This window comes from Actinophytocola sp., assembly GCF_049647105.1.
Classification (GTDB): Bacteria; Actinomycetota; Actinomycetes; order Mycobacteriales; family Pseudonocardiaceae; genus Actinophytocola.
Genome location: NZ_JBARWZ010000015.1, coordinates 33,254 through 51,214, shown reverse-complemented (window position 1 = coordinate 51,214; position 17,961 = coordinate 33,254). Strand labels below are relative to the sequence as shown.

The 17,961-nt window shown below is 71.0% G+C and carries 20 protein-coding genes; 5 read left to right on the top strand and 15 right to left on the bottom strand.

Going from position 1 to position 17,961, the window contains the following annotated elements:
* Positions 1 to 68: 68 nt before the first annotated feature.
* Genes WBA97_RS01795 through WBA97_RS01785 form a run of 3 tightly spaced genes read right to left on the bottom strand, consistent with a single transcriptional unit; the run spans position 69 to position 3,415 of the window.
* Positions 69 to 1,640, bottom strand: coding sequence for a molybdopterin-dependent oxidoreductase (locus tag WBA97_RS01795; RefSeq protein ID WP_424228887.1), 1,572 nt, complete (start codon positions 1,638 to 1,640; stop codon positions 69 to 71).
* A gap of 52 nt (positions 1,641 to 1,692) precedes the next feature.
* On the bottom strand, positions 1,693 to 1,920 hold the full coding sequence (locus WBA97_RS01790; RefSeq protein WP_424228854.1) for a glutaredoxin family protein: 228 nt from the start codon (positions 1,918 to 1,920) through the stop codon (positions 1,693 to 1,695).
* A gap of 4 nt (positions 1,921 to 1,924) precedes the next feature.
* Positions 1,925 to 3,415 (bottom strand): AMP-binding protein, encoded by a 1,491-nt coding sequence (locus WBA97_RS01785; RefSeq protein ID WP_424228853.1) that lies wholly within the window; start codon positions 3,413 to 3,415, stop codon positions 1,925 to 1,927.
* Between the two features lie 180 nt (positions 3,416 to 3,595).
* Between WBA97_RS01785 and WBA97_RS01780 the strand changes: the two genes are divergently transcribed.
* The 4 genes from WBA97_RS01780 to WBA97_RS01765 all read left to right on the top strand — a co-directional run bounded on the left by WBA97_RS01780 (position 3,596) and on the right by WBA97_RS01765 (position 6,657).
* Positions 3,596 to 4,231 (top strand): sigma-70 family RNA polymerase sigma factor, encoded by a 636-nt coding sequence (locus WBA97_RS01780; RefSeq protein ID WP_424228852.1) that lies wholly within the window; start codon positions 3,596 to 3,598, stop codon positions 4,229 to 4,231.
* Between the two features lie 37 nt (positions 4,232 to 4,268).
* Positions 4,269 to 5,441, top strand: a complete 1,173-nt coding sequence (locus WBA97_RS01775; protein WP_424228851.1) for a DUF5667 domain-containing protein — start codon at positions 4,269 to 4,271, stop codon at positions 5,439 to 5,441.
* Positions 5,442 to 5,638: 197 nt separating this feature from the next.
* The gene (locus WBA97_RS01770; RefSeq protein ID WP_424228886.1) at positions 5,639 to 6,538 is read left to right on the top strand and encodes an HAD family hydrolase; all 900 of its coding nucleotides are present in this window, start codon (positions 5,639 to 5,641) and stop codon (positions 6,536 to 6,538) included.
* Positions 6,535 to 6,657: a hypothetical protein gene (locus WBA97_RS01765; protein ID WP_424228850.1), complete on the top strand. Its 123-nt coding sequence runs from the start codon at positions 6,535 to 6,537 to the stop codon at positions 6,655 to 6,657. The genes WBA97_RS01770 and WBA97_RS01765 overlap by 4 nt, the downstream gene beginning before the upstream one ends.
* A gap of 238 nt (positions 6,658 to 6,895) precedes the next feature.
* On the opposite strand, the gene WBA97_RS01760 is transcribed toward WBA97_RS01765, so the two are convergent.
* From WBA97_RS01760 to proC, 5 genes are all read right to left on the bottom strand, one after another.
* Complete coding sequence (locus WBA97_RS01760) at positions 6,896 to 7,837, bottom strand: lysophospholipid acyltransferase family protein (protein ID WP_424228849.1); 942 nt, start codon at positions 7,835 to 7,837, stop codon at positions 6,896 to 6,898.
* A gap of 11 nt (positions 7,838 to 7,848) precedes the next feature.
* On the bottom strand, positions 7,849 to 8,760 hold the full coding sequence (locus tag WBA97_RS01755; RefSeq protein ID WP_424228848.1) for an NAD-dependent epimerase/dehydratase family protein: 912 nt from the start codon (positions 8,758 to 8,760) through the stop codon (positions 7,849 to 7,851).
* A 179-nt stretch (positions 8,761 to 8,939) separates the two neighbouring features.
* Positions 8,940 to 9,041, bottom strand: a complete 102-nt coding sequence (locus WBA97_RS01750; protein ID WP_018684825.1) for a 30S ribosomal protein bS22 — start codon at positions 9,039 to 9,041, stop codon at positions 8,940 to 8,942.
* A gap of 146 nt (positions 9,042 to 9,187) precedes the next feature.
* Positions 9,188 to 9,406, bottom strand: a complete 219-nt coding sequence (locus WBA97_RS01745; protein ID WP_424228885.1) for a helix-turn-helix domain-containing protein — start codon at positions 9,404 to 9,406, stop codon at positions 9,188 to 9,190.
* A 134-nt stretch (positions 9,407 to 9,540) separates the two neighbouring features.
* The gene (gene proC, locus WBA97_RS01740) at positions 9,541 to 10,356 is read right to left on the bottom strand and encodes a pyrroline-5-carboxylate reductase (protein ID WP_424228847.1); all 816 of its coding nucleotides are present in this window, start codon (positions 10,354 to 10,356) and stop codon (positions 9,541 to 9,543) included.
* 33 nt (positions 10,357 to 10,389) lie between these two features.
* On the opposite strand from proC, the gene WBA97_RS01735 reads away from it, so the two are divergent.
* Entirely contained in the window at positions 10,390 to 10,980 is a 591-nt protein-coding gene (locus WBA97_RS01735) for a hypothetical protein (protein ID WP_424228846.1), read from the top strand.
* On the opposite strand, the gene WBA97_RS01730 is transcribed toward WBA97_RS01735, so the two are convergent.
* From WBA97_RS01730 to WBA97_RS01700, 7 genes are all read right to left on the bottom strand, one after another.
* On the bottom strand, positions 10,977 to 11,825 hold the full coding sequence (locus WBA97_RS01730) for a thioesterase family protein (RefSeq protein WP_424228845.1): 849 nt from the start codon (positions 11,823 to 11,825) through the stop codon (positions 10,977 to 10,979). The genes WBA97_RS01735 and WBA97_RS01730 overlap by 4 nt on opposite strands.
* Positions 11,826 to 11,883: 58 nt before the next feature.
* Complete coding sequence (locus tag WBA97_RS01725; protein WP_424228844.1) at positions 11,884 to 12,810, bottom strand: proline dehydrogenase family protein; 927 nt, start codon at positions 12,808 to 12,810, stop codon at positions 11,884 to 11,886.
* A 113-nt stretch (positions 12,811 to 12,923) separates the two neighbouring features.
* A complete protein-coding gene (locus tag WBA97_RS01720; RefSeq protein ID WP_424228843.1) occupies positions 12,924 to 13,703 on the bottom strand; it encodes a sugar phosphate isomerase/epimerase family protein in 780 nt (259 codons plus the stop codon).
* Complete coding sequence (locus WBA97_RS01715; protein WP_424228842.1) at positions 13,700 to 14,983, bottom strand: NfeD family protein; 1,284 nt, start codon at positions 14,981 to 14,983, stop codon at positions 13,700 to 13,702. The genes WBA97_RS01720 and WBA97_RS01715 overlap by 4 nt, the downstream gene beginning before the upstream one ends.
* Positions 14,984 to 15,101: 118 nt before the next feature.
* Positions 15,102 to 16,052 carry a hypothetical protein gene (locus WBA97_RS01710; protein WP_424228841.1) on the bottom strand — a complete coding sequence of 317 codons (951 nt, stop codon included), beginning with the start codon at positions 16,050 to 16,052 and terminating at the stop codon, positions 15,102 to 15,104.
* Between the two features lie 44 nt (positions 16,053 to 16,096).
* Entirely contained in the window at positions 16,097 to 16,780 is a 684-nt protein-coding gene (locus WBA97_RS01705; RefSeq protein WP_424228840.1) for a response regulator, read from the bottom strand.
* Positions 16,777 to 17,931: a sensor histidine kinase gene (locus WBA97_RS01700; protein ID WP_424228839.1), complete on the bottom strand. Its 1,155-nt coding sequence runs from the start codon at positions 17,929 to 17,931 to the stop codon at positions 16,777 to 16,779. Before WBA97_RS01700 ends, WBA97_RS01705 begins: the two co-directional genes overlap by 4 nt.
* Positions 17,932 to 17,961: the final 30 nt, after the last annotated feature.

The window sequence follows — 17,961 nt, the reverse complement described above, 5'->3', positions numbered from 1 at the left end:
CGGTGAGCGGCTGTTTCGCGCCTCACCCGGTCAAGTCTGCTGCCGGCGGGTAACGCGCGACTGGATCGTTAGTCGACCGATACCCGTACGGAGTGCCATCCGGTGGCGCCGTCCGGCGCGGGCGGAGCCTCGGCATCGGTCTGCGTGTACCCGATGTTGTCGGTGGCCCGGACCCGGATCGTGCGCTCTCCCCGCTTCAGGTCAAGCGTGACCCGCCACATGCGCCACGTGTTGAGGCCGACCTCCGTGCCCAGCTCAGCGGGGTGCCACTCCCCTTCGCCGTCGTCTCCGTCGACGCGGACCTCGACCTGCCGGATCCCGATGGTCGGCGCCCACGCGACGCCCGCGATCGTGGTGCGGCCGCGGGCCAGGAGGAAGCCGTCGCGCGGGCTGTCGATGCGGGACTGGGTCTTGATCGGTCCCTTGGCGGACCAGCCACGCGGGATCCAGTAGCCCTGCTTGTCGGCGAACGTGGTCAGCTCCATGTCCACGACCCACTTGGTGGCGGAGACGTAGCCGTACAGGCCGGGGACGACCATGCGGGCGGGGAAGCCGTGCTCCTGCGGGAGCGGCTCGCCGTTCATGCCGATCGCGAGCATGGCGCCCCGGTTCGGGTCCAGTAGCGCGTCGACGGGCGTGCCCGCGGTGAAGCCGTCGGAGCTGGTGGAGAACAGCTGGTCCGCGCCCGGCCGCACACCCGCTTCGAGGAGCAGCTCACGGAGCGGGACGCCGATCCAGTCCGCGGTGGAGATGAGGCCGCCGCCGACCTCGTTGGACACGCAGGCGAGCGTGACAGGGCGTTCGATCAGGCGGCGGTCGCGAATGTCGGCGAAGGTGAACTCGACGGTCCTGCCGACCAGGCCGTGGATGCGAAGGCGCCAGTCCCGCGCGGTGAGGCGGGGCAGCGTGAGCGCGGTGTCGATGCGGTAGAAGTCGCGGTTGCTCGTGATGAACCTGGCCGTGCCGTCGGCCGCGAAGTCCGCGCCCCTCGGGAGCCTCGGCGCCGGGCTGGCGGGGGTCAGCCTGCCGACGTCGGCACGCGACGCCTCGACGTCGACGCGGTTGCCGGTCAGCTGCCCGATCGTGCCGAGCACTCCGGCGCCGAGCACCACACCCGCACCGGCACGCAGGAAGCTCCTGCGGCTCTCCCGGTCCTGCTCGGCGGGCCACGCCTTGCCGTGCAGCCACCTGAAGACGAGAAGGCCGACGACCATGCTCGCCGCGGGCGCGGCGAGCGCCAGCAGACCGAGGTCGGGGCGGGTGAGCACGGCGAAGAACCCGAGTACGCCCAGCACCGCGGCGAAGACGAGACCGGGGGTCGGCCGCGTGCGCGACAGCAGCCCGGCCACGGCGGTCACCCCGAGGACGACGACCGCGACGCCGATGAACAGGACGATCTTGTCGGCGGTGCCGAACGTGTCCTTGGCCCACTCGACCACGGCGTGCGGCGAGTTGTCCCGCACCCAGTTGCCGACCGCGACGAACGGGGACGCGCCGAGCCCGACGAACCCGGCGACCAGATGACCGGCGCCGAGCGCCGCGAGGAGCGAGACGACGGCGACCGAGATCGCGCGGCCTGCGGGCAGGCGGCGCGCGGGCGTTGGCACCGAGGACGAGCGGGTATCGAGCTGCACACCCATACGTTCGTCGCCGACGGCCGTGCGGTTCAACCCAAAACGGATTACGGCCTTCTTACCTCGTCAGCGCGGCGCGGAAGCGCTCCTCCTCGACGCGCCAGTAACCGTGCTCCCGGCCGTCGATCAGGATCACCGGCACCTGGTCGCCGTACTCGGCACGCAGCTCTGGGTCGGCGTCCACGTCCGTGACCTCCCACGGCACGGCCAGCTCACCACAGATGCGCGCCACGTCGGCCTCGGCCACCTCGCACAGATGGCAGCCCTGCCTGGAAACGACGGTCACCACGTCAGGCGACGCTCCCCCGCAGCGATGCGCGGCGGACCTTCCCCGTCGCCGAGTGGGGCAGTTCGTCGACGAACCGCACGGTCCTCGGCACCTTGAACCGCGCGAGCCGCTCCGCGCAGTGGTCGCGGACCTCGTCCTCCGACAGGGTCGCGCCGTCGCGCAGCACCACGACCGCGATCACCTGCTCGCCCGTGCGCTCGTCCGGCACGCCGACGGCGGCGGACTCCGCCACCTGCGGCAGCTCGTCCAGTACCCGCTCGACCTCCTTCGGGTACACGTTGAAGCCGTTCACGATGATCAGGTCGTTCGCGCGGTCGACAAGGCGCAGGTCACCGTCGGCGTCGAGGTAGCCGACGTCACCGGTGCGGAACCAGCCGTCCTCGTCTGGGCCGTGCGCGCCGTCTGGCCAGTAGCCGCTGAACAGGTTCGGGCCCCGGGCGGCGACGCGGCCGGTTTCCGTCTCGTCACCGTCGAACCACTCGGTCTCCTCCGGGTCCGACGGCACGCCGACCGGCCTGCCGTCGCTGTCGACCAGCCGCAGCTCCACGCCGGGTAACGGGCGGCCGACCGACCCCGCCTTCGCGATGCCGCCGACCAGCGTCGAGGTCAGCACCGGGCCGGTCTCGGTCAGGCCGTAGCCCTCGTACACGGGCAGGCCGGTGGCATGCGTGATCGCGGACAGGATCGCCGGGGCCAGCGGCGCGGCACCCGACGTGAGGAGGCGGACCGTGGACAGGCCCTCCGCGAGCCGCTCCGGGGTGGCGGCGGACAGGGCCTGGTACATCGCGGGCACGCCGACAAGGGCGGTCACGCGGTGCTCCGCGCACACCGTCAGCGCGCGTTCCGCGCTGAAGGTCTCCAGCAGCACGGCCGTCGCGCCCGCGGCCGCGACCTGCAGCAGGCCGGGGCCGAGGCCGTACAGGTGGAACAGGGGGACCACGAGCAGCACGCGGTCGTTCGCGGTCACCGGCGCCGGCTTGAGCTGGGCGCACTGGTCGACGTTCGACAGCAGCGCGCGGTGCGACAGCATCACACCGCGTGGCACGCCCGCGGTGCCCGACGTGTAGCAGATGACCGCGATGTCCTCGCCGCCTCGCGTGGCGGGCCGAGGGCCGGGTGCGCCGTCCGGACCAGCGTCCAGGTCCGGGGCCTCGATGTCGTCGCCCACCACGAACCGGGCGCCGCTGTCACTCAGCAGCCGGGGCAGCTCAGGGGACTGCGCGGCCGCCGGGACCACGATGCCACCCGCGCGCAGCACCCCGAACAACGCGACGCAGAATTCGGGACCGTTGGGGAGCACGATGGCCACCCGGTCGCCTTCTTCGAGGCCGGCGGCCGTGAGCCGGGCGGCGAACGCGTTCACCGCGCGGTCCGCCTGCGCCCACGTGAGTGTCCGGCCAGACCCGGTGTCGACGAAGGCGACCCGGCCCGGCACCCTCACAGCGGCGTCGGCAACCAGGCCGGCGACGTTGCCGGTCAGTATGTCGACCATGGGAAACCTCTCCTTCGACGACCCTTTGGGGCAGTGTGGCACGACTCACTCACGTCATGGTCGACCACGTCATGCGTCTCATCGAGGTAAGCATTACCTACTATTGAGTAACTACCCGTATGCTGCTCAAGTCTCCTCGGGCGGTGCGGCCCGGAGGAGGACCAGCCGAGGGAGTCGAGCATGCCGTCCGTGCGCCCAGTTCAACGGGACGCAGCGGGAGCGGAGGATGCCCGGGTCCCGCGACAGGAGTCTGCCGTGGAGCCACCGGAGGCCGGTGGGTCGTGGGAGCTCGTGCACGCCGCCCAGGAAGGGGACCGGTCGGCGTTCGCACTGCTCTACGACAAGTACGTCGATGTCGTATTTCGTTATGTCCTGTTCCGGGTCGGCGACCGGGAACTGGCGGAGGATGTCACCAGTGAGACGTTCCTGCGCGCCCTGCGCAAGATCGCGTCGGTCACCTACCAGGGCCGCGACGTCGGCGCCTGGTTCGTGACGATCGCCCGCAACCTGGTGCTCGACCACGTGAAGTCGAGCCGGTACCGCCTCGAGGTGACCACCGCGGAGGTGGACGACTCGCGGCCGGTCGAGGTCGGGCCCGAGCAGCAGGTGCTCGCGGGCGCGACGCGGGACGCGCTGCTGGCGTGCGTCCGCCAACTGGGTGATGACCAGCGAGAATGTATTGTGTTGCGGTTCCTGCAAGGGTTGTCGGTGGCCGAGACCGCGACCGTGATGGAACGCAACGAGGGGGCGGTGAAGGCGTTGCAGCACCGTGCGGTGCGCAGACTCGCACAGCTCCTGCCGCCTGAGCTGCGCTGAGGCGTAACTTCAACCACCACGGATTCGTTTCCCAGACGTGAACGGCGAGACTATGGATGAGCACGACCGCACCGTCGTGCGTGCCATGAACTCGCTCGCGCCACTGATCGCGCCGACCGGGGACGAGCGAAGGCGCATGCGCGACCGCGTCCTGCTCGCACTGGACGACGAGGACGCGCCGCCGCCCGCTCCGGTGATGCCGGACAGACCGGACAGACCAAGAACGGGCCGGGCCGTCAGAGCCGGGGAGAGACCCGGCGGCAGGAGACCGGCTACCAAGCCGGGGCCGTCCAGCCCCCACAGCCGAGCGACCGGCCGCGCGTCCCGCCGCGCGGCGTTGTCGGGGGTGCGCGGCCGGTTCGCCGTCGCCGCGGTGGCCGTGCTCGCGCTGGTCGGGTCGCTTGCCGGGATGAGCCTGTTGCTGGCGAGGGACGCACTCCCCGGCGAGGCCCTCTACGGCGTGAAGCGCAGTGCCGAGGCCGCGGCCATGGGCCTCACCTTCGGCGAGGAGTCGAAGGCGCTCAAGCACCTGGAGTTCGCCGCCGCGAGGGTCAGCGAGATCGAGTCCCTCACGCGCCGCTACCCCAACCCCGACGACGCACCCGTCGGGGCCTACCTCACCGCGCTCACCGACTTCGAGAACGACGCCACGGCGGGCTCCCGCCAGCTGATCGCACTCGCCACCGGTGCCAACGGCAGCCTGCTCGACGCCCTCCACGACTGGTCGGCGCAGCAGGCCGGCAGGCTGGCGGACGTCGCGCCCCGCCTGCCAGCGGCCGCGCGCAACCGGGAGAGCGCCACCCAGGCACTCCTCGACAAGATCACCGCCAGGGCACAGGCACTGTCCGCCCGCATGGGCTGCCTCCAGATCACCTCCGGCACCTACGACGACATCGGCGCACTCCCCGCCACCGGCACGTGCGAGCAGCCGCCGCCCGCACCCACCTCCGGCGGCGCGCCTGCCCCGAGCGTGCCCAGCCCCACCGGAGGTGCCGTGCCGTCGCCCGGCACAGGGACCCCCAGCACGGCGCCGCCGCCCGCCACACCGCCCCAGGGCCTGCCCCCGGTCCCCCTGCCGGGGGCGACCGTGTCCGTCCCCGCACCGGCGGACACCCAGGTCCCCGCGCCGGGCACCGAAACGCCGGAACAGCCACCACTCATCGAACTGCCCCCGCTCCTGCCCGGCCTCCCGGGCCTGAGCATCGGCTGACACCCGACCCGCCGGTCATGTCGGTGATCGCCGGTAGTGTCGAACCCGGGGGTCCTCCCTGACCGCGCGAATGGACCGTTCGTTCGGTGAATGCGGAAAGCGGGCACCGAATGAGGCGAAATTCCAGGCAGGCGCGCTCGCTACGCTGTTGGATGGAGTAACTGGTTTCGATCGATCGCGGAGGCGATGCCGTGTCCATGTGGCGTGGCCGTGGGAAAGGACCCGCGCTCGAGCAGATCGCCACCATCGCGGGTGAGGCGTCTGCCGAGGCGGCTGTCGCGCTGGAGCGCGCCGATCGCACGTTGGACCGGCTCCCGCCGCCGGTCGACCTGACCGCCGCGGCCTTCTTCGACGTGGACAACACGATGATGATGGGCGCGTCGATCTTCCACTTCGCCAGGGGGATGGCCGCGCGGAAGTTCTTCACCACCTCCGACCTGGCCAGGTTCGCGCTGCAGCAGGTGGCGTTCCGGATCGGTGGCCGCGAGACCCACGACGGCATCCGCAACGCCCGCGAGTCCGGCCTGTCGTTCGTCGCCGGGCACTCGGTGGCCGAGCTGATGTCGCTCGGCGAGGAGATCTACGACGAGCTGATGGCCGACAAGATCTGGCCCGGCACGCGTGCGCTCGCCCAGATGCACCTCGACGCTGGCCAGCGGGTCTGGCTCGTCACCGCGACGCCCGTCGACCTGGCCACGATCATCGCCCGCCGTCTCGGGCTGACCGGCGCGCTCGGCACCGTCCTCGAGAGCGAGAACGGCGTGTACACGGGCAGGCTGGTCGGCGAGATGCTGCACGGACCGGCCAAGGCGCACGCGGTCCGCGCGCTCGCCGCCCGCGAGGGGCTCAACCTGCGCCGGTGCGCGGCGTACTCGGACTCCGCGAACGACGTGCCGATGCTGTCGGTGGTCGGCACCGCCGTGGCCGTCAACCCGGACGGCAGCCTGCGGGAGGCGGCCCGCAAGCGGGGCTGGGAGATCCGCGACTTCCGCACGGGCCGCAAGGCCGCCAAGATCGGGGTGCCATCCGTGCTCGGCGCGGGTGCGCTCGCCGGAGCCGTCGCGGCTGGCCTCGCCTACCGGAAGCGGGCGACATGACCGGGTTCCTGATCCTGATCGTGGCGGTCGTCTGCCTCGGCGTCGGCTTCTACATGGGCCGCCGCAGCGGCATCGAGTCGGAGATCCGCAGGCAGCTACGCGAAGACCGCAGGGACTAATTGGGGCCTGTCCGAATGGTCTTTGTGCGAGGGTCTGGACCTGACCATCAGCGACCTCAGGGGAACGTGACGGCACCCAGCCACCAACCACCTCGATGACTGGCGCCTGCGCTGGGTCGGAACCAACACATTGAAATTCCGGGGAGGCGGGCTAGCGACGGCACCCAGCCACCAACCACCTGCGATCCGCAGGCGTCGCTGGGTCGGAACCAACACATTGAAATCCCGGGGAGGCGGACTAGAAGACCGACTCGCGTTCGGCGACCATGGTGTCGAGCGTCTTCTGGATCGTGGCGCGGACCTCGGCCGCCATCTCCAGCACGAAGCCGTGGTCGTCCGCGGCGTCCGGCGAGGCGAGGTCGGTGCGGATGGGCGAGCCGAAGTCGATGCGCCACTTGGTCGGCAGCGGGATCGCGCCGAGCGGGCCCAGCAGTGGGAAGAACGGCGTGACCGGGAAGTACGGCAGGCGAAGCAGCTTCGCGAGCGGCTTGAGCTCGCCGATCTTCGGGTGGATCTCCTCGGCACCCACGATCGAGCACGGGATGATCGGCACGCCCGCCTTCACGGCGTTGGCGACGAACCCGCCGCGGCCGAAGCGCTGCAGCCGGTAGCGCTCGCTGAACGGCTTGCCGATGCCCTTGAAGCCCTCCGGCCACACCCCCACCAGCTCACCGGACCGCAGCAGCCGCTGCGCGTCCGCGCCGCACGCGAGGGTCTGGCCGGTGCGGCGGGCGAGCGTGCCGAGCACCGGCACCTTGAACACCAGGTCGGCGCCGAGCATCCGCAGGTGCTTGCCGCGCGGGTGGTTGTCGTGGACCGCGATCGAGGTCATCACGGCGTCCCACGGCAGCGTGCCGGAGTGGTTGGCGACGAGCAGCGCACCGCCGTCGACAGGCAGGTTGTGCTTGCCGGTGACCTCGACGCGGAACCACTTCTCGTAGATCATCCGCAGCGGCGGCAGGACCACGGTGTCGGTGAGCTGCGGGTCGAACCCGAAGTCGTCGACGGGGTAGTCGCCGGTCAGGCGGCCACGGACGAAGTCGCCGAGCCGGTCGGCGAGCGACTCGGGCTCGCGGCGCTGGCGGAGTTCGGTGACGGAGGCGAGGCCGCGGCTCGGGCGCGTTGGCACGTCGCCCCGCGCCGGGCGCAGCGGAATGACCTGGGCTTCCTGGACCGGCACTGTCTTTCCCCTCAACGGTGCGTACTGCCGCGGACGTAGTCGTCGAACGCGGTGGTGGTGGTCCACTTCGGCGTGAACCCGAAAGCCGTCTTGAGACGGGTGGTGTCGATGACGCGGCCGTAGCTGAGCAGCCGGGACAGGCTCGGCGACAACTCGACCCCTCCGCCGGTGAGCCGGGTGGCGGGCCCGATGGCGGCCTTCGGCATCGGCAGCGGGATGCGACCCGCACGGCGGATGGCCTGAGACAGCATGAGTACCCCGTCCCCGCCGACGTTGAACACGCCGGGCAGGTCGTGGGTGGTGGCGCGCTCGAGCACGGCGAGCGCGTCGTCGATGTGCAGGAACTGCACGCGGGCGTCGAAGCCGAGCACGGTCGGCACGACCGGCAGGGAGAAGTACCTGGTCAGCGCGTTGTCCACGTGCGGCCCGATGATCTCGGCGAGCCGCATGATGGTCAGCACGACCTCCGGGCGCCGACGTGCGAGCCCCAGGGCGTAGCCCTCGATCTCGGCCGCGTCGCCCTTGGCGGCCGCGTCCTGCTCGGTGAAGACGGCAGGCGCGTCCGCGCCGCCGCCGTAGACCTCGGCGGTCGACTTCACGACGAGCTTGCGCACCGTCTCCGCGCGCTGGCAGGCGGCCAGGAGCTGCATCGTGCCGATGACGTTGCGTTCCTTGGCCCCCGGCCCGGGACGCGGTGCGGCGTGCACGACCGTGTCCACCCGCGCCGAGGTGAGCACCTTGGCGATCCTCGGGTCACGGATGTCGGCGCGCACGAACTCGACGCGCGTCGAGCGCGGCACCGAGGACGGAGCCGTGTCCACGCCCAGGACCCGCTCGATTTCCGGGTCGTCGGCCAACCGCGCGGCCAGCCGGCCGCCGAGCTGGTCGGCGACTCCGGTGACGAGAACGATTCTGGGCGCCATACGACTCCGATGACAGATCACGAACGGGAGGCGATCCGGCTAGCACAGTGGCGGACCCGGTGGCGACTCTACATCCAAATCGTGATTGTCTCGTCGCAGGCAACGAGTAGTTAACGCAGGTCACATGCCGTAATGGTGGATGTCACACTTGGCGGACATCCACCACGGCACCCGCGGAACTACTTCTTGAGCTTGCGACGCTGAACGCGCGTCTTGCGAAGCAGCTTGCGGTGCTTCTTCTTGGACATGCGCTTGCGGCGCTTCTTGATGACCGAGCCCATGCGGAACCTCAGCTTCATTCGGTGGTCGGTACAACCTGGAACGGCAACGACCACTCGACCAGTTCCGGCCACCGGACGCGCCCCATGACACCAGGCAACGAGCATCAAGATTACCTGGGCGTCACTGGGCGGTCGGCACCGGTGTCCTAGCCCGCGTCGAAATACGCGCTACGCAGGTAGTCGTGCACTGCTTGTTCCGGTACCCGGAACGATTTGCCCACTCGCACCGCGGGTAGCTCTCCGTTGTGCACCAACCGGTACACCGTCATCTTCGATACCCGCATCATCGTGGCCACCTCGGCCACAGTGAGGAACTGCACCTGTGCGAGGCCAGGCGGCTCCGGATCTTTCTTGTTCGCCGGCATGCTCACCGCGTCCTTCGACACGTGTCGCGCCGTCGGCTTCCCCACCGACGGTATCGACACGCACGTGCTTCTCCCGAGACTAGCGGGACTGGTGTGACGAATGCGATCCCGCGAGCGATATTCGCCTGGAAAGATCAACCGGCCTCGTGCTGGCGGCCAAGCTCCTGCGACCGGTCCCTTGCGGCCTCGATGGCGGCCAGCAGCGCGGCCCGCACGCCGTGTTTCTCCAGTTCGCGGATGGCCATGATGGTCGTCCCCGCCGGCGAGGTGACCGCCTCGCGCAGGATCACCGGGTGCTCCCCGGTCTTCGCGAGCATCGCGGCGGCGCCGACGGCCGACTGGATGATCAGCTTCTCCGACACCGCGCGCGGCAGCCCGAGCAGGATGCCGGCGTCGATCATGGCCTCGACCAGGTAGAAGAAGTAGGCGGGCCCGGAGCCGGACAGTGCGGTCACGGCGTCCTGCTGAGACTCGGGCACCCGCACGACCATGCCGACGACCGACAGCAGCTCCTCCACGATGGCCAGGTGGTCGCCGGAGGCGTGCCTGCCGGGTGAGATGGCCGACATCGCCTCGCCGACGAGCATCGGGGTGTTCGGCATGACCCGCACGACGGGCACCCCGTCGGGCAGCCGCCGCTCGTACAGCGAGGTCGGCAGCCCGGCGCACAGCGAGACGATGAGCGTCTTCGTGTCGATGTTCGGCGCCAGCTCGTCCAGCAGCGGCTCGATGTCCTGCGGCTTGACGGCCACCACGAGGACGTCGGCCTCCTTGGCCGCGGTGGCGACGTCCACCGCGCGGAAGCCGTAGCGCGTGGTCAGCTCGGCGGACCGCTCGGGATGGCGTTCGGTGAACATGAGCTCGTCGACCCGGCGGCCGCCGTTGAGCAGCCCGGAGAGGAGCGACTCACCGATCTTGCCGGCCCCGAGCACCGCGATGGAATAGGTCATGCGGGACAGCGTCCCACGCTAGCGTCTAGCGGCATGTCCACTGGCACGCAGATCCTGTACGGCGTCGTCATCGCCATTGGCCTGTTCCTGGGCCTGATGGCCCTGCGACGCCGCCGAGGGCCGGTCGAGCGACGCCCGGTGACCGGGGACCTCACCACCCGGCTGCGCGAGCTCGTGGCCGACGGCAAGACGGTCCTGGCGATCAAGGAGCTGCGCCAGGCGACCGGCATGGGCCTGCGCGAGGCCAAGGAGTACGTGCTCGGCCTGACCCCGGCCCCGCGCAGGCGCGACGACGACCGGGTGCAGGCGCTGGCGGCGGAGGGCAAGACGATCCTCGCGATCAAGGAGCTGCGCGAGCGGACCGGCATGGGCCTGCGCGAGGCGAAGGAGTACGCGGACGCCCTGACCGCCACCGGCGAGCCGCCCGCGCCACGCGGGGAGGTCAGCGAGGAGACCATGGCGCGGGCCCGTGAGCTGGCGGCGGCGGGCAAGGTCGTGCTCGCGGTGAAGTCCATCCGCGACGAGACCGGCTGGGACCTCCGGCGCTGCAAGGACGTCGTGGACCGCATGCCGAAGAAGAACAAGGGCGGTGGCCTGGATGGTTACTTCCGGGGCCTGAACTAGGCCTTCGCCGACAGGGCGAGCTGGCGGGACTGGCAGATCAGGCGGCCCGTGGCGTCCACGACGGTCGCGTCGGCGTCGAACCACGGGCCGTGCACCGCGCGGCATTCGACGTGGATGCGGAGCCAGCCGGGGGCGGGGCGCGAGCGGAGCAGCGCGGTGATCTGGACGGTGGGGGTCCAGCCGAAGCGGCCGAGGTTGAACGTGACCGGCATCGAGATGTCACCCGCCATGAGCGCGAACAGCGGGTCGACCTGTTCGCTGCGCGGGCGGGCCCACAGGCGCAGGCGCGGCGGGTCGTTGGTCTGGCCGTGCAGGAAACCGGCGCCGTTCGGATCGAGACGGATGTCGCAGCCCTCGGTCAGGCGGAACACCGACGCCAGCGGCAGGGCGGCCAGGTCGAGCGCGTTGCCCGGCGGCTCGGCAGGCTGGTTGGGCAGGTCCGACCACACCGCCCGCTCCCGGGGCAGGCGGCCGGTGGTCACCACACCCTCCACACACGACTGGCCGCGCTGCTCCAACTGCACCGCCACGACCGTCGCCTGGCGACCGATCTTGCGCACCTCGGTGCGTAACAGCACGGGGCCGGGTTCTGGCGCGCGAAGGAACTGCGCGCTGACGGACAGGGGGTCCGCGACGGGTGAACCGCTGCCCGCCGCCGCCGTGGCCGCGCGGGCCAGCATGGCGACGAGGAACCCGCCGTGTGGCTTGCCGCCGATCGTCCACGGGCCCGACAGGTTCGCGGCGAAGGTGCCGTCACCCAGCGACCGCACGCGCGACGCGGTCGTGAAGGGACCGGCGCCGCCGTGTCCCGGACGCGTGTCGCCCTGGCCCGCAAGACTGCTCATGATTATTACCCTGCCACGTCCGGGGATACTTGATCAGATCGCGGTACCCGAAGCGCGACTACTTGCGGGATACCAAGGCACGTAAGAAGAACGCCGTGTTCGCGGGCCGTTCGGCGAGCCTGCGCATGAGATAGCCGTACCACTGCACGCCGTAAGGAACGTACACGCGGACCGTGTGCCCGAGTCCCGCCAGCCGTAGCTGCTCGTCCGGGCGGATGCCGTACAGCATCTGGAACTCGAAGCCGCCAGGCTTGCGGTCCAGCGCCTCCGCGCGCGCGTTCACGATCTCGACCAGCCGAGGGTCGTGGGTGGCGAACATGGGAAAGCCCTCGCCGCGCAGCAGCGCGTTCGCGCAGCGCACGTAGCTCCGGTCCACCTCGTGCGCGTCGGCGAACGCGACCTCCGACGGTTCCGCGTACGCGCCCTTGCAGAGGCGAACCCGGGAGCCATCGGTCGCGAGCCGCACGCAGTCCTCCTCGGTGCGGCGCAGGTAGGCCTGCAGCACCGCGCCGACCCACGGCCAGGTGGCACGCAGTCCGGCGAGGACACGCAACGTGGAGTCGGTGGTGGTGTGGTCCTCCATGTCGAGAGTGACCGTCGTGCCGCACTCCTGCGCCTTGGCGCAGATGCGGGCGGCGTTCTCGGCCGCGAGGTCCTCGTCGAGCGCCTGGCCGACCGCGGAGAGCTTGACGCTCACCTCGGCGTACTTGGCGAGGCCGTCGCGGTGGAGGCCGTCGAGCAGTTCCAGGTAGGCCTGGACGGTCTGCTCGGCGAGCAACTTGTCGGTGGTGTCCTCGCCAAGGTAGTCGAGGGTGACGGTCAGCCCCTGGTCCACGAGGGTCCTGGTGGCCTCGATCGCGTCGGCGGTGGTCTCGCCTGCCACGAAGCGACGTACGACGTCCCGGCTCACCGGGGCGGTCGCGACCAGCCGACGGGTCACGTCGTTGCCGGCCGCGGCCAGGATCAGGCTACGAAGCGGGTGCACGTGCGGGACTTTACGGCCCGGCGGTTGTCGATGGGTGGCTTCCGGCTGGTGGCCGGCCAGTTATGACGTGATAGCGCGAGGACCGAAATTGGGCGGGTCCACTCGGGAGGCACTCACTGTCCAAGGTGCAGACGAGCGAAGAGCAGCGCCTCCGCAAGGTCCTTCGCGCGTTCGGCCGCCGTCCGCGCGCGACGGGTGTTGATCTCCAGCACCACCTGGCCCGAGAACCCGTCCCTGGTCAGCGACTCGCACACCTCGGCGCACGGCTGGGTGCCGTGGCCGGGGACCAGGTGTTCGTCCTTCGGCTGGCCCGTCCCGTCCGCGAGGTGGAGGTGCGTCAGGCCGCGTCCCATCCTGGACCGGAGCGCCATCGCGTCCTCACCGGCCGCCGCCGTGTGCGACAGGTCCAATGTGTAGTGCCGGTAGCCGACATCCGTGGGGTCGATCGACGGCTCGAACGCCGACACCTGCCCGCCGAACCGGCGCACCGGGAACATGTTCTCCACGGCGATCGCGATCCCGGACGACTCCTCCAGCTCCGACACGAGGTCCGCGAAGCCCTCCGCGTACCTGCGCTGCCACCGGAACGGCGGGTGGATCACCACGGTCGACGCGTCGAGGTCCTGCGCCGCCTGCACCGACCGGCGCAGCCGCTCCTCCGGCCTCGGCGACCACACCCGCTGCGTGATCAGCAGGCAGGGCGCGTGCACGGCCAGCACCGGCACCCGGTACTGCCGGGACCGCCTGCGTATCGCGGCCGGGTCCTGGCTGATCGGGTCGGCCCACACCATCACCTCGACACCGTCGTAGCCCAGCGTCGCGGCCAGCTCGAACGCGGTGGTCGCCGTCTGCGGCCACACGGAAGCGGTCGAGACGCCGACAGGAACTCTCACTTGTTCAGCAGCAGCAACGCGGCAGGCGACACGGTCACGACCAGGCCGACCAGCACCGCGAGGAACGTCGTCTGCAGGTCCTCCGCGCGGCGGATCTTCCTGACGATCAGCACGAGCCCGACGATGACGGCGAGCGCGACGACCAGTGCGGCCTGCGGCATGAAGCCCCACAGCCAGTTGAACCCGAGCCAGATCGCGGCACCGCCGATGACCCCCAGCGCGAGCTGGCCGCCCATGATCGCCCACTCCTTGGCGGGCGACCGGACGCGGTCGTCGTCGAGGTCGTCGTCCTCGAGGTCGTCCAGGTCGCTGTCGAAGTCGCGGACGCGGTCGTCGTCCTCGTCGATCAGGTTGTCGTACTCGGCCGAGTCGTACCGGTCGTTCTGGCCGGTCGCCGGGTAGGAGGACCGGTAGTCCTCCTTCTCGTCCGGTACGTCCGCGTACGGGTCGTGCGGCGGCGGGTACACCGGCGAGATGCGGGTGCGGCTGTCGGCACCGGGCACGACCGGGCGGCGGCCGGTCATCGAGCCGTCGACCGGGACGCGGCCCGACACCCTCGGCAGCTCCTCCGTCGTCGGCTCCTGCGACGCCGACGGCATCGGCGGCGGTGGCGGCGGGGCCGAGTCGGTCAGGCCGTCCAGGCGGGACCGGAGCGACGGCTGGATGCCGCTGCGTTCGCGGTTGCCGCCCGTGCGTTCGCGGTTGCCGCCCGGCGGTGGCGGCAACGGCATGCGCTGCGACGGCTGTGGGCGCGGCGGCTGCCGGTCCGGGGGCGGACCCTGGATCGGCCTCGGCGTGCCGCGGACGGGGGTGGTCGGCTCGTTCGGCCGCGAAATGGCGGGCAGGCGGCCCGACGACGGTGGCCCGACGGGCGGCGGCCCGGGATGGTGCTGCGGCGCGGGCCTTGGCAGCTGCTGGGACGGCTGCGGCGGCTGATGCGATGGCAGCGGCCTCGGCAGCTGCTGGGAGGGCTGCGGTGGCTGGCGGCGCAGCGGCGGCTCCTGCGGCTGCGGCGGCGGCTGCAGGCGCGGGTACTGGCCGGTCGACGTGCCCCGTCTGTGCGAGGTGCGCTCCGGCGGCGGCATGTCGTCGCGGATGGCCCGCATCTCGCCGGACTCCGACAGGACCCGGTCGATGATCGCCTGCGCGCCGGTGTCGTCCATGTCGTCCGCGCGCCGACGACGCCGCCGGGGGGCACGTTCGCCCGACTCGGCGCCGTACTTGGCGAGCAGCTCGGCGACCGTGCGCTGCGGCTGCTCAGGTCCGCCTTCGTGACTCATCGACTCCACCGTGCCTGGCGCCGGCCAAATCGTCCAGCGGCGACGCTTGACTGCCCTTCATGCTCGCAGGGATCGCCAAACATTATGAACTGCCTTCCGGCGGGGTCGTCGGCGAGCATCAAGACTCCTCCCCATCGGCGGTTCCGTCGACCGTGTCCAGCCGGCGCAGGATGACTCCCTCTCGCAAGGCCCACGGACAGATCTCCAGTTCCTGCCGTGACAGAGCACGCATCGTGGCCTGTGCCACCAGGGCACCGGCGACCAGCTGGTGTGACCGGCTCGCGCTCACGCCCTCCAACTCTGCCAGGTCGGCCGCGTTCATACGCGAGATGAACGCGATGAGCTGCCGTAACCCCGGTTCGGTCAGCACCCGGCGTACCCTTGGACCCGCCGACGACGGCGCGGCGCCGGTCAGCCGGGCGAGCGTGCGGAACGTCTTCGAGGTGGCGACCACCCGGTCCGGTTCGCCCCGTTTCGCGACCTTCTTCGCGACCGGCGCGAGCTGCTCGGCCAGCCAGTCGGCGGTCGCGGCCACCTCGTCCCGGTCCGGCGGGTCGGCCGAGAACCGTTCCCTGGTGAGGCGGCCCGCGCCGAACGGGACCGACTTCGCGTAGTCGGGTGCCTCGTCGATGCCGATGGCCAGCTCCAGCGAGCCGCCGCCGATGTCGAGCACCAGCAGCCTGCCCGCGGACCAGCCGAGCCAGCGCCGGGCGGCGAGGAAGGTCAGCTTGGCCTCGTCCGCGCCGGTGAGGACCCGCAGTTCGACGCCGGTCTCGGCACGGACCCTGGTAAGAACGTCGGCGACGTTGCCGCAGTCGCGGACGGCCGAGGTCGCGAAGGCCATCAGGTCCTCGCAGCCGAGCTTGCGCGCCGACTTCTTGGCCAGCGCGACCGTGTGCACCAGGTCGTCGACACCCGATGCGGACAGGTCTCCGTTGCTGGTCAGGCGCTCGGCGAGACGCAGCACGGTCCGCTCTGAGCTGGCCGGCATCGGGTGCGCGCCCCGATGCGCGTCCACGACGAGCAGGTGGACCGTGTTCGAGCCCACGTCCAGAACCCCAAGGCGCACGGGGCGCAAGGTTACCGGGCGGTCGCGTTATGGGAAGAGTTTCTTCACGATTCGAACTTGTAGCCGAGACCACGCACGGTGACGAGGTGCCTCGGCGATGCCGGGTCCGGTTCGATCTTGGACCGCAGCCGCTTCACGTGGACGTCGAGCGTCTTGGTGTCGCCGACGTAGTCCGCGCCCCACACCCGGTCGATCAGCTGACCGCGCGTGAGCACCCGCCCGACGTTGCGGAGAAGGTACTCGAGCAGGTCGAACTCCTTCAGCGGGAGCGGGACCTCGCCGCCGCCGACGGTCACCACGTGCCGCTCGACGTCCATCCGGACCGGGCCCGCCGCGAGCACCTGCGGCAGCTCACCGTCCGGGGACTCGCCGCCCCGGCGCAGCACCGCACGCACCCGCGCGATCAGCTCACGCGCCGAGTACGGCTTCGTCACATAGTCGTCTGCGCCGATCTCCAGGCCCACGACCTTGTCGATCTCGCTGTCGCGGGCGGTCACCATGATCACCGGCACGGCGGAGCGCTGCCGCAGCGCCTTGCACACGTCCGTGCCGCTCATCCCGGGCAACATCAGGTCGAGCAGCACGATGTCGGCACCGTTGCGGTCGAACTCCGCCAGCGCCTGCTGGCCGGTGCTCGCGACGGCGGCCGTGAAGCCCTCCTTGCGCAGCAGGAAGGCGAGCGGGTCCGCGAACGACTCCTCGTCCTCGACGATCAGCACCCTGGTCACTGGTTGCCTCCTGCACCGTTGGGGCTACTGCCATGGGAGTTCGGGTGGGCCGGTATGCGCAGCGTGAACGTGGAGCCGGTGCCCGGGCGGCTCCACAGCCTGACCTCACCGCCGTGGTTGGCGGCGACGTGCTTGACGATCGCGAGCCCGAGGCCGGTACCGCCGGTCGCGCGCGAACGCGCCCTGTCGAGGCGGTAGAAGCGCTCGAACACGCGCTGCTGTTCCTCCTCCGGGATGCCGATGCCGCGGTCGGTGACCGCGATCTCGACGAAATCGCCGGCGCGACGGCGGCTGATCGAGACGGGACTGCCCGGCGTGGAGTAGGCGACGGCGTTCTCCAGGAGGTTCGCCAGGGCCGTGACCAGCAGTGTCCGGTCTCCCTCCACGAGCAGGCTCGAGTCGGCGTCGGTCGCGATGTCGATGCCGGTGGTCTCCGCGGACAGCTTCGCGCGGCCGAGCGCGTCGCGCACGACGGCGTCGATCTCCACCGCGTTCAGCTCCGGCAGCCGCTCCGCACCCTGCAGGCGGGACAGCGCGATCAGCTCGGTGACGAGCCTGCCGAGGCGGGTGGCCTCGTGGTGGACCTTGCCGGTGAACCGGCGGACGGACTCGGGGTCGTCTGCCGAGTCCAGCAACGCCTCGGCCAGCAGCGCCATGGCGCCGACCGGGGTCTTCAGCTCGTGGCTGACGTTGGCGACGAAGTCGCGGCGGGTGGCCTCCAGGCGGACCGCCTCGGACTCGTCGGCGGCGTCCACGGCGAGGAACCCGTCGCCGAGCGGACGGATCTCGCCGCGGACCGCCTCCGGGCCTCGGCCGTAGGAGCGTTCCAGGGGGCGCAGCTCGATCTCGACCGGCTCACCGGTCTCCTTGGCCAGCTCCGCGGCCTTCTTGAGGTGGGCGTCGACCCGGCGGTTGCGGACCACCCCCAGCTCCTCAGCGCGCGGGTTGTGCTGCACGACGTCGCCGAACTCGTCGAGGATGACGACCGCGTTGTGCGAGGAGTGCACGAGCTTCTCGAGCAGGGCGGCAATCGTCGGGCCGGCCGGGGGCTGCGCCGCCGACCGCTGTCGCGCTCTGGTGATCGCTCCGCCGACGACGAGGCCGACGACCAGCGCTCCGGCTGTCAGGATGATCCAGACCAAGTCGGTCACCGGCGAATCGTAGGCAGGTCAGGGGTGGCG

Bases quoted from the DNA above. Each gene is read 5' to 3' on its own strand.
- WBA97_RS01795 (WP_424228887.1), bottom strand. From the start codon at position 1,640: ATGGGTGTGCAGCTCGATACCCGCTCGTCCTCGGTGCCAACGCCCGCG.
- WBA97_RS01785 (WP_424228853.1), bottom strand. From the start codon at position 3,415: ATGGTCGACATACTGACCGGCAACGTCGCCGGCCTGGTTGCCGACGCC.
- WBA97_RS01780 (WP_424228852.1), top strand. From the start codon at position 3,596: ATGCCGTCCGTGCGCCCAGTTCAACGGGACGCAGCGGGAGCGGAGGAT.
- WBA97_RS01770 (WP_424228886.1), top strand. From the start codon at position 5,639: ATGTGGCGTGGCCGTGGGAAAGGACCCGCGCTCGAGCAGATCGCCACC.
- WBA97_RS01765 (WP_424228850.1), top strand. From the start codon at position 6,535: ATGACCGGGTTCCTGATCCTGATCGTGGCGGTCGTCTGCCTCGGCGTC.
- WBA97_RS01755 (WP_424228848.1), bottom strand. From the start codon at position 8,760: ATGGCGCCCAGAATCGTTCTCGTCACCGGAGTCGCCGACCAGCTCGGC.
- WBA97_RS01750 (WP_018684825.1), bottom strand. From the start codon at position 9,041: ATGGGCTCGGTCATCAAGAAGCGCCGCAAGCGCATGTCCAAGAAGAAG.
- WBA97_RS01745 (WP_424228885.1), bottom strand. From the start codon at position 9,406: ATGCCGGCGAACAAGAAAGATCCGGAGCCGCCTGGCCTCGCACAGGTG.
- proC (WP_424228847.1), bottom strand. From the start codon at position 10,356: ATGACCTATTCCATCGCGGTGCTCGGGGCCGGCAAGATCGGTGAGTCG.
- WBA97_RS01735 (WP_424228846.1), top strand. From the start codon at position 10,390: ATGTCCACTGGCACGCAGATCCTGTACGGCGTCGTCATCGCCATTGGC.
- WBA97_RS01730 (WP_424228845.1), bottom strand. From the start codon at position 11,825: ATGAGCAGTCTTGCGGGCCAGGGCGACACGCGTCCGGGACACGGCGGC.
- WBA97_RS01715 (WP_424228842.1), bottom strand. From the start codon at position 14,983: ATGAGTCACGAAGGCGGACCTGAGCAGCCGCAGCGCACGGTCGCCGAG.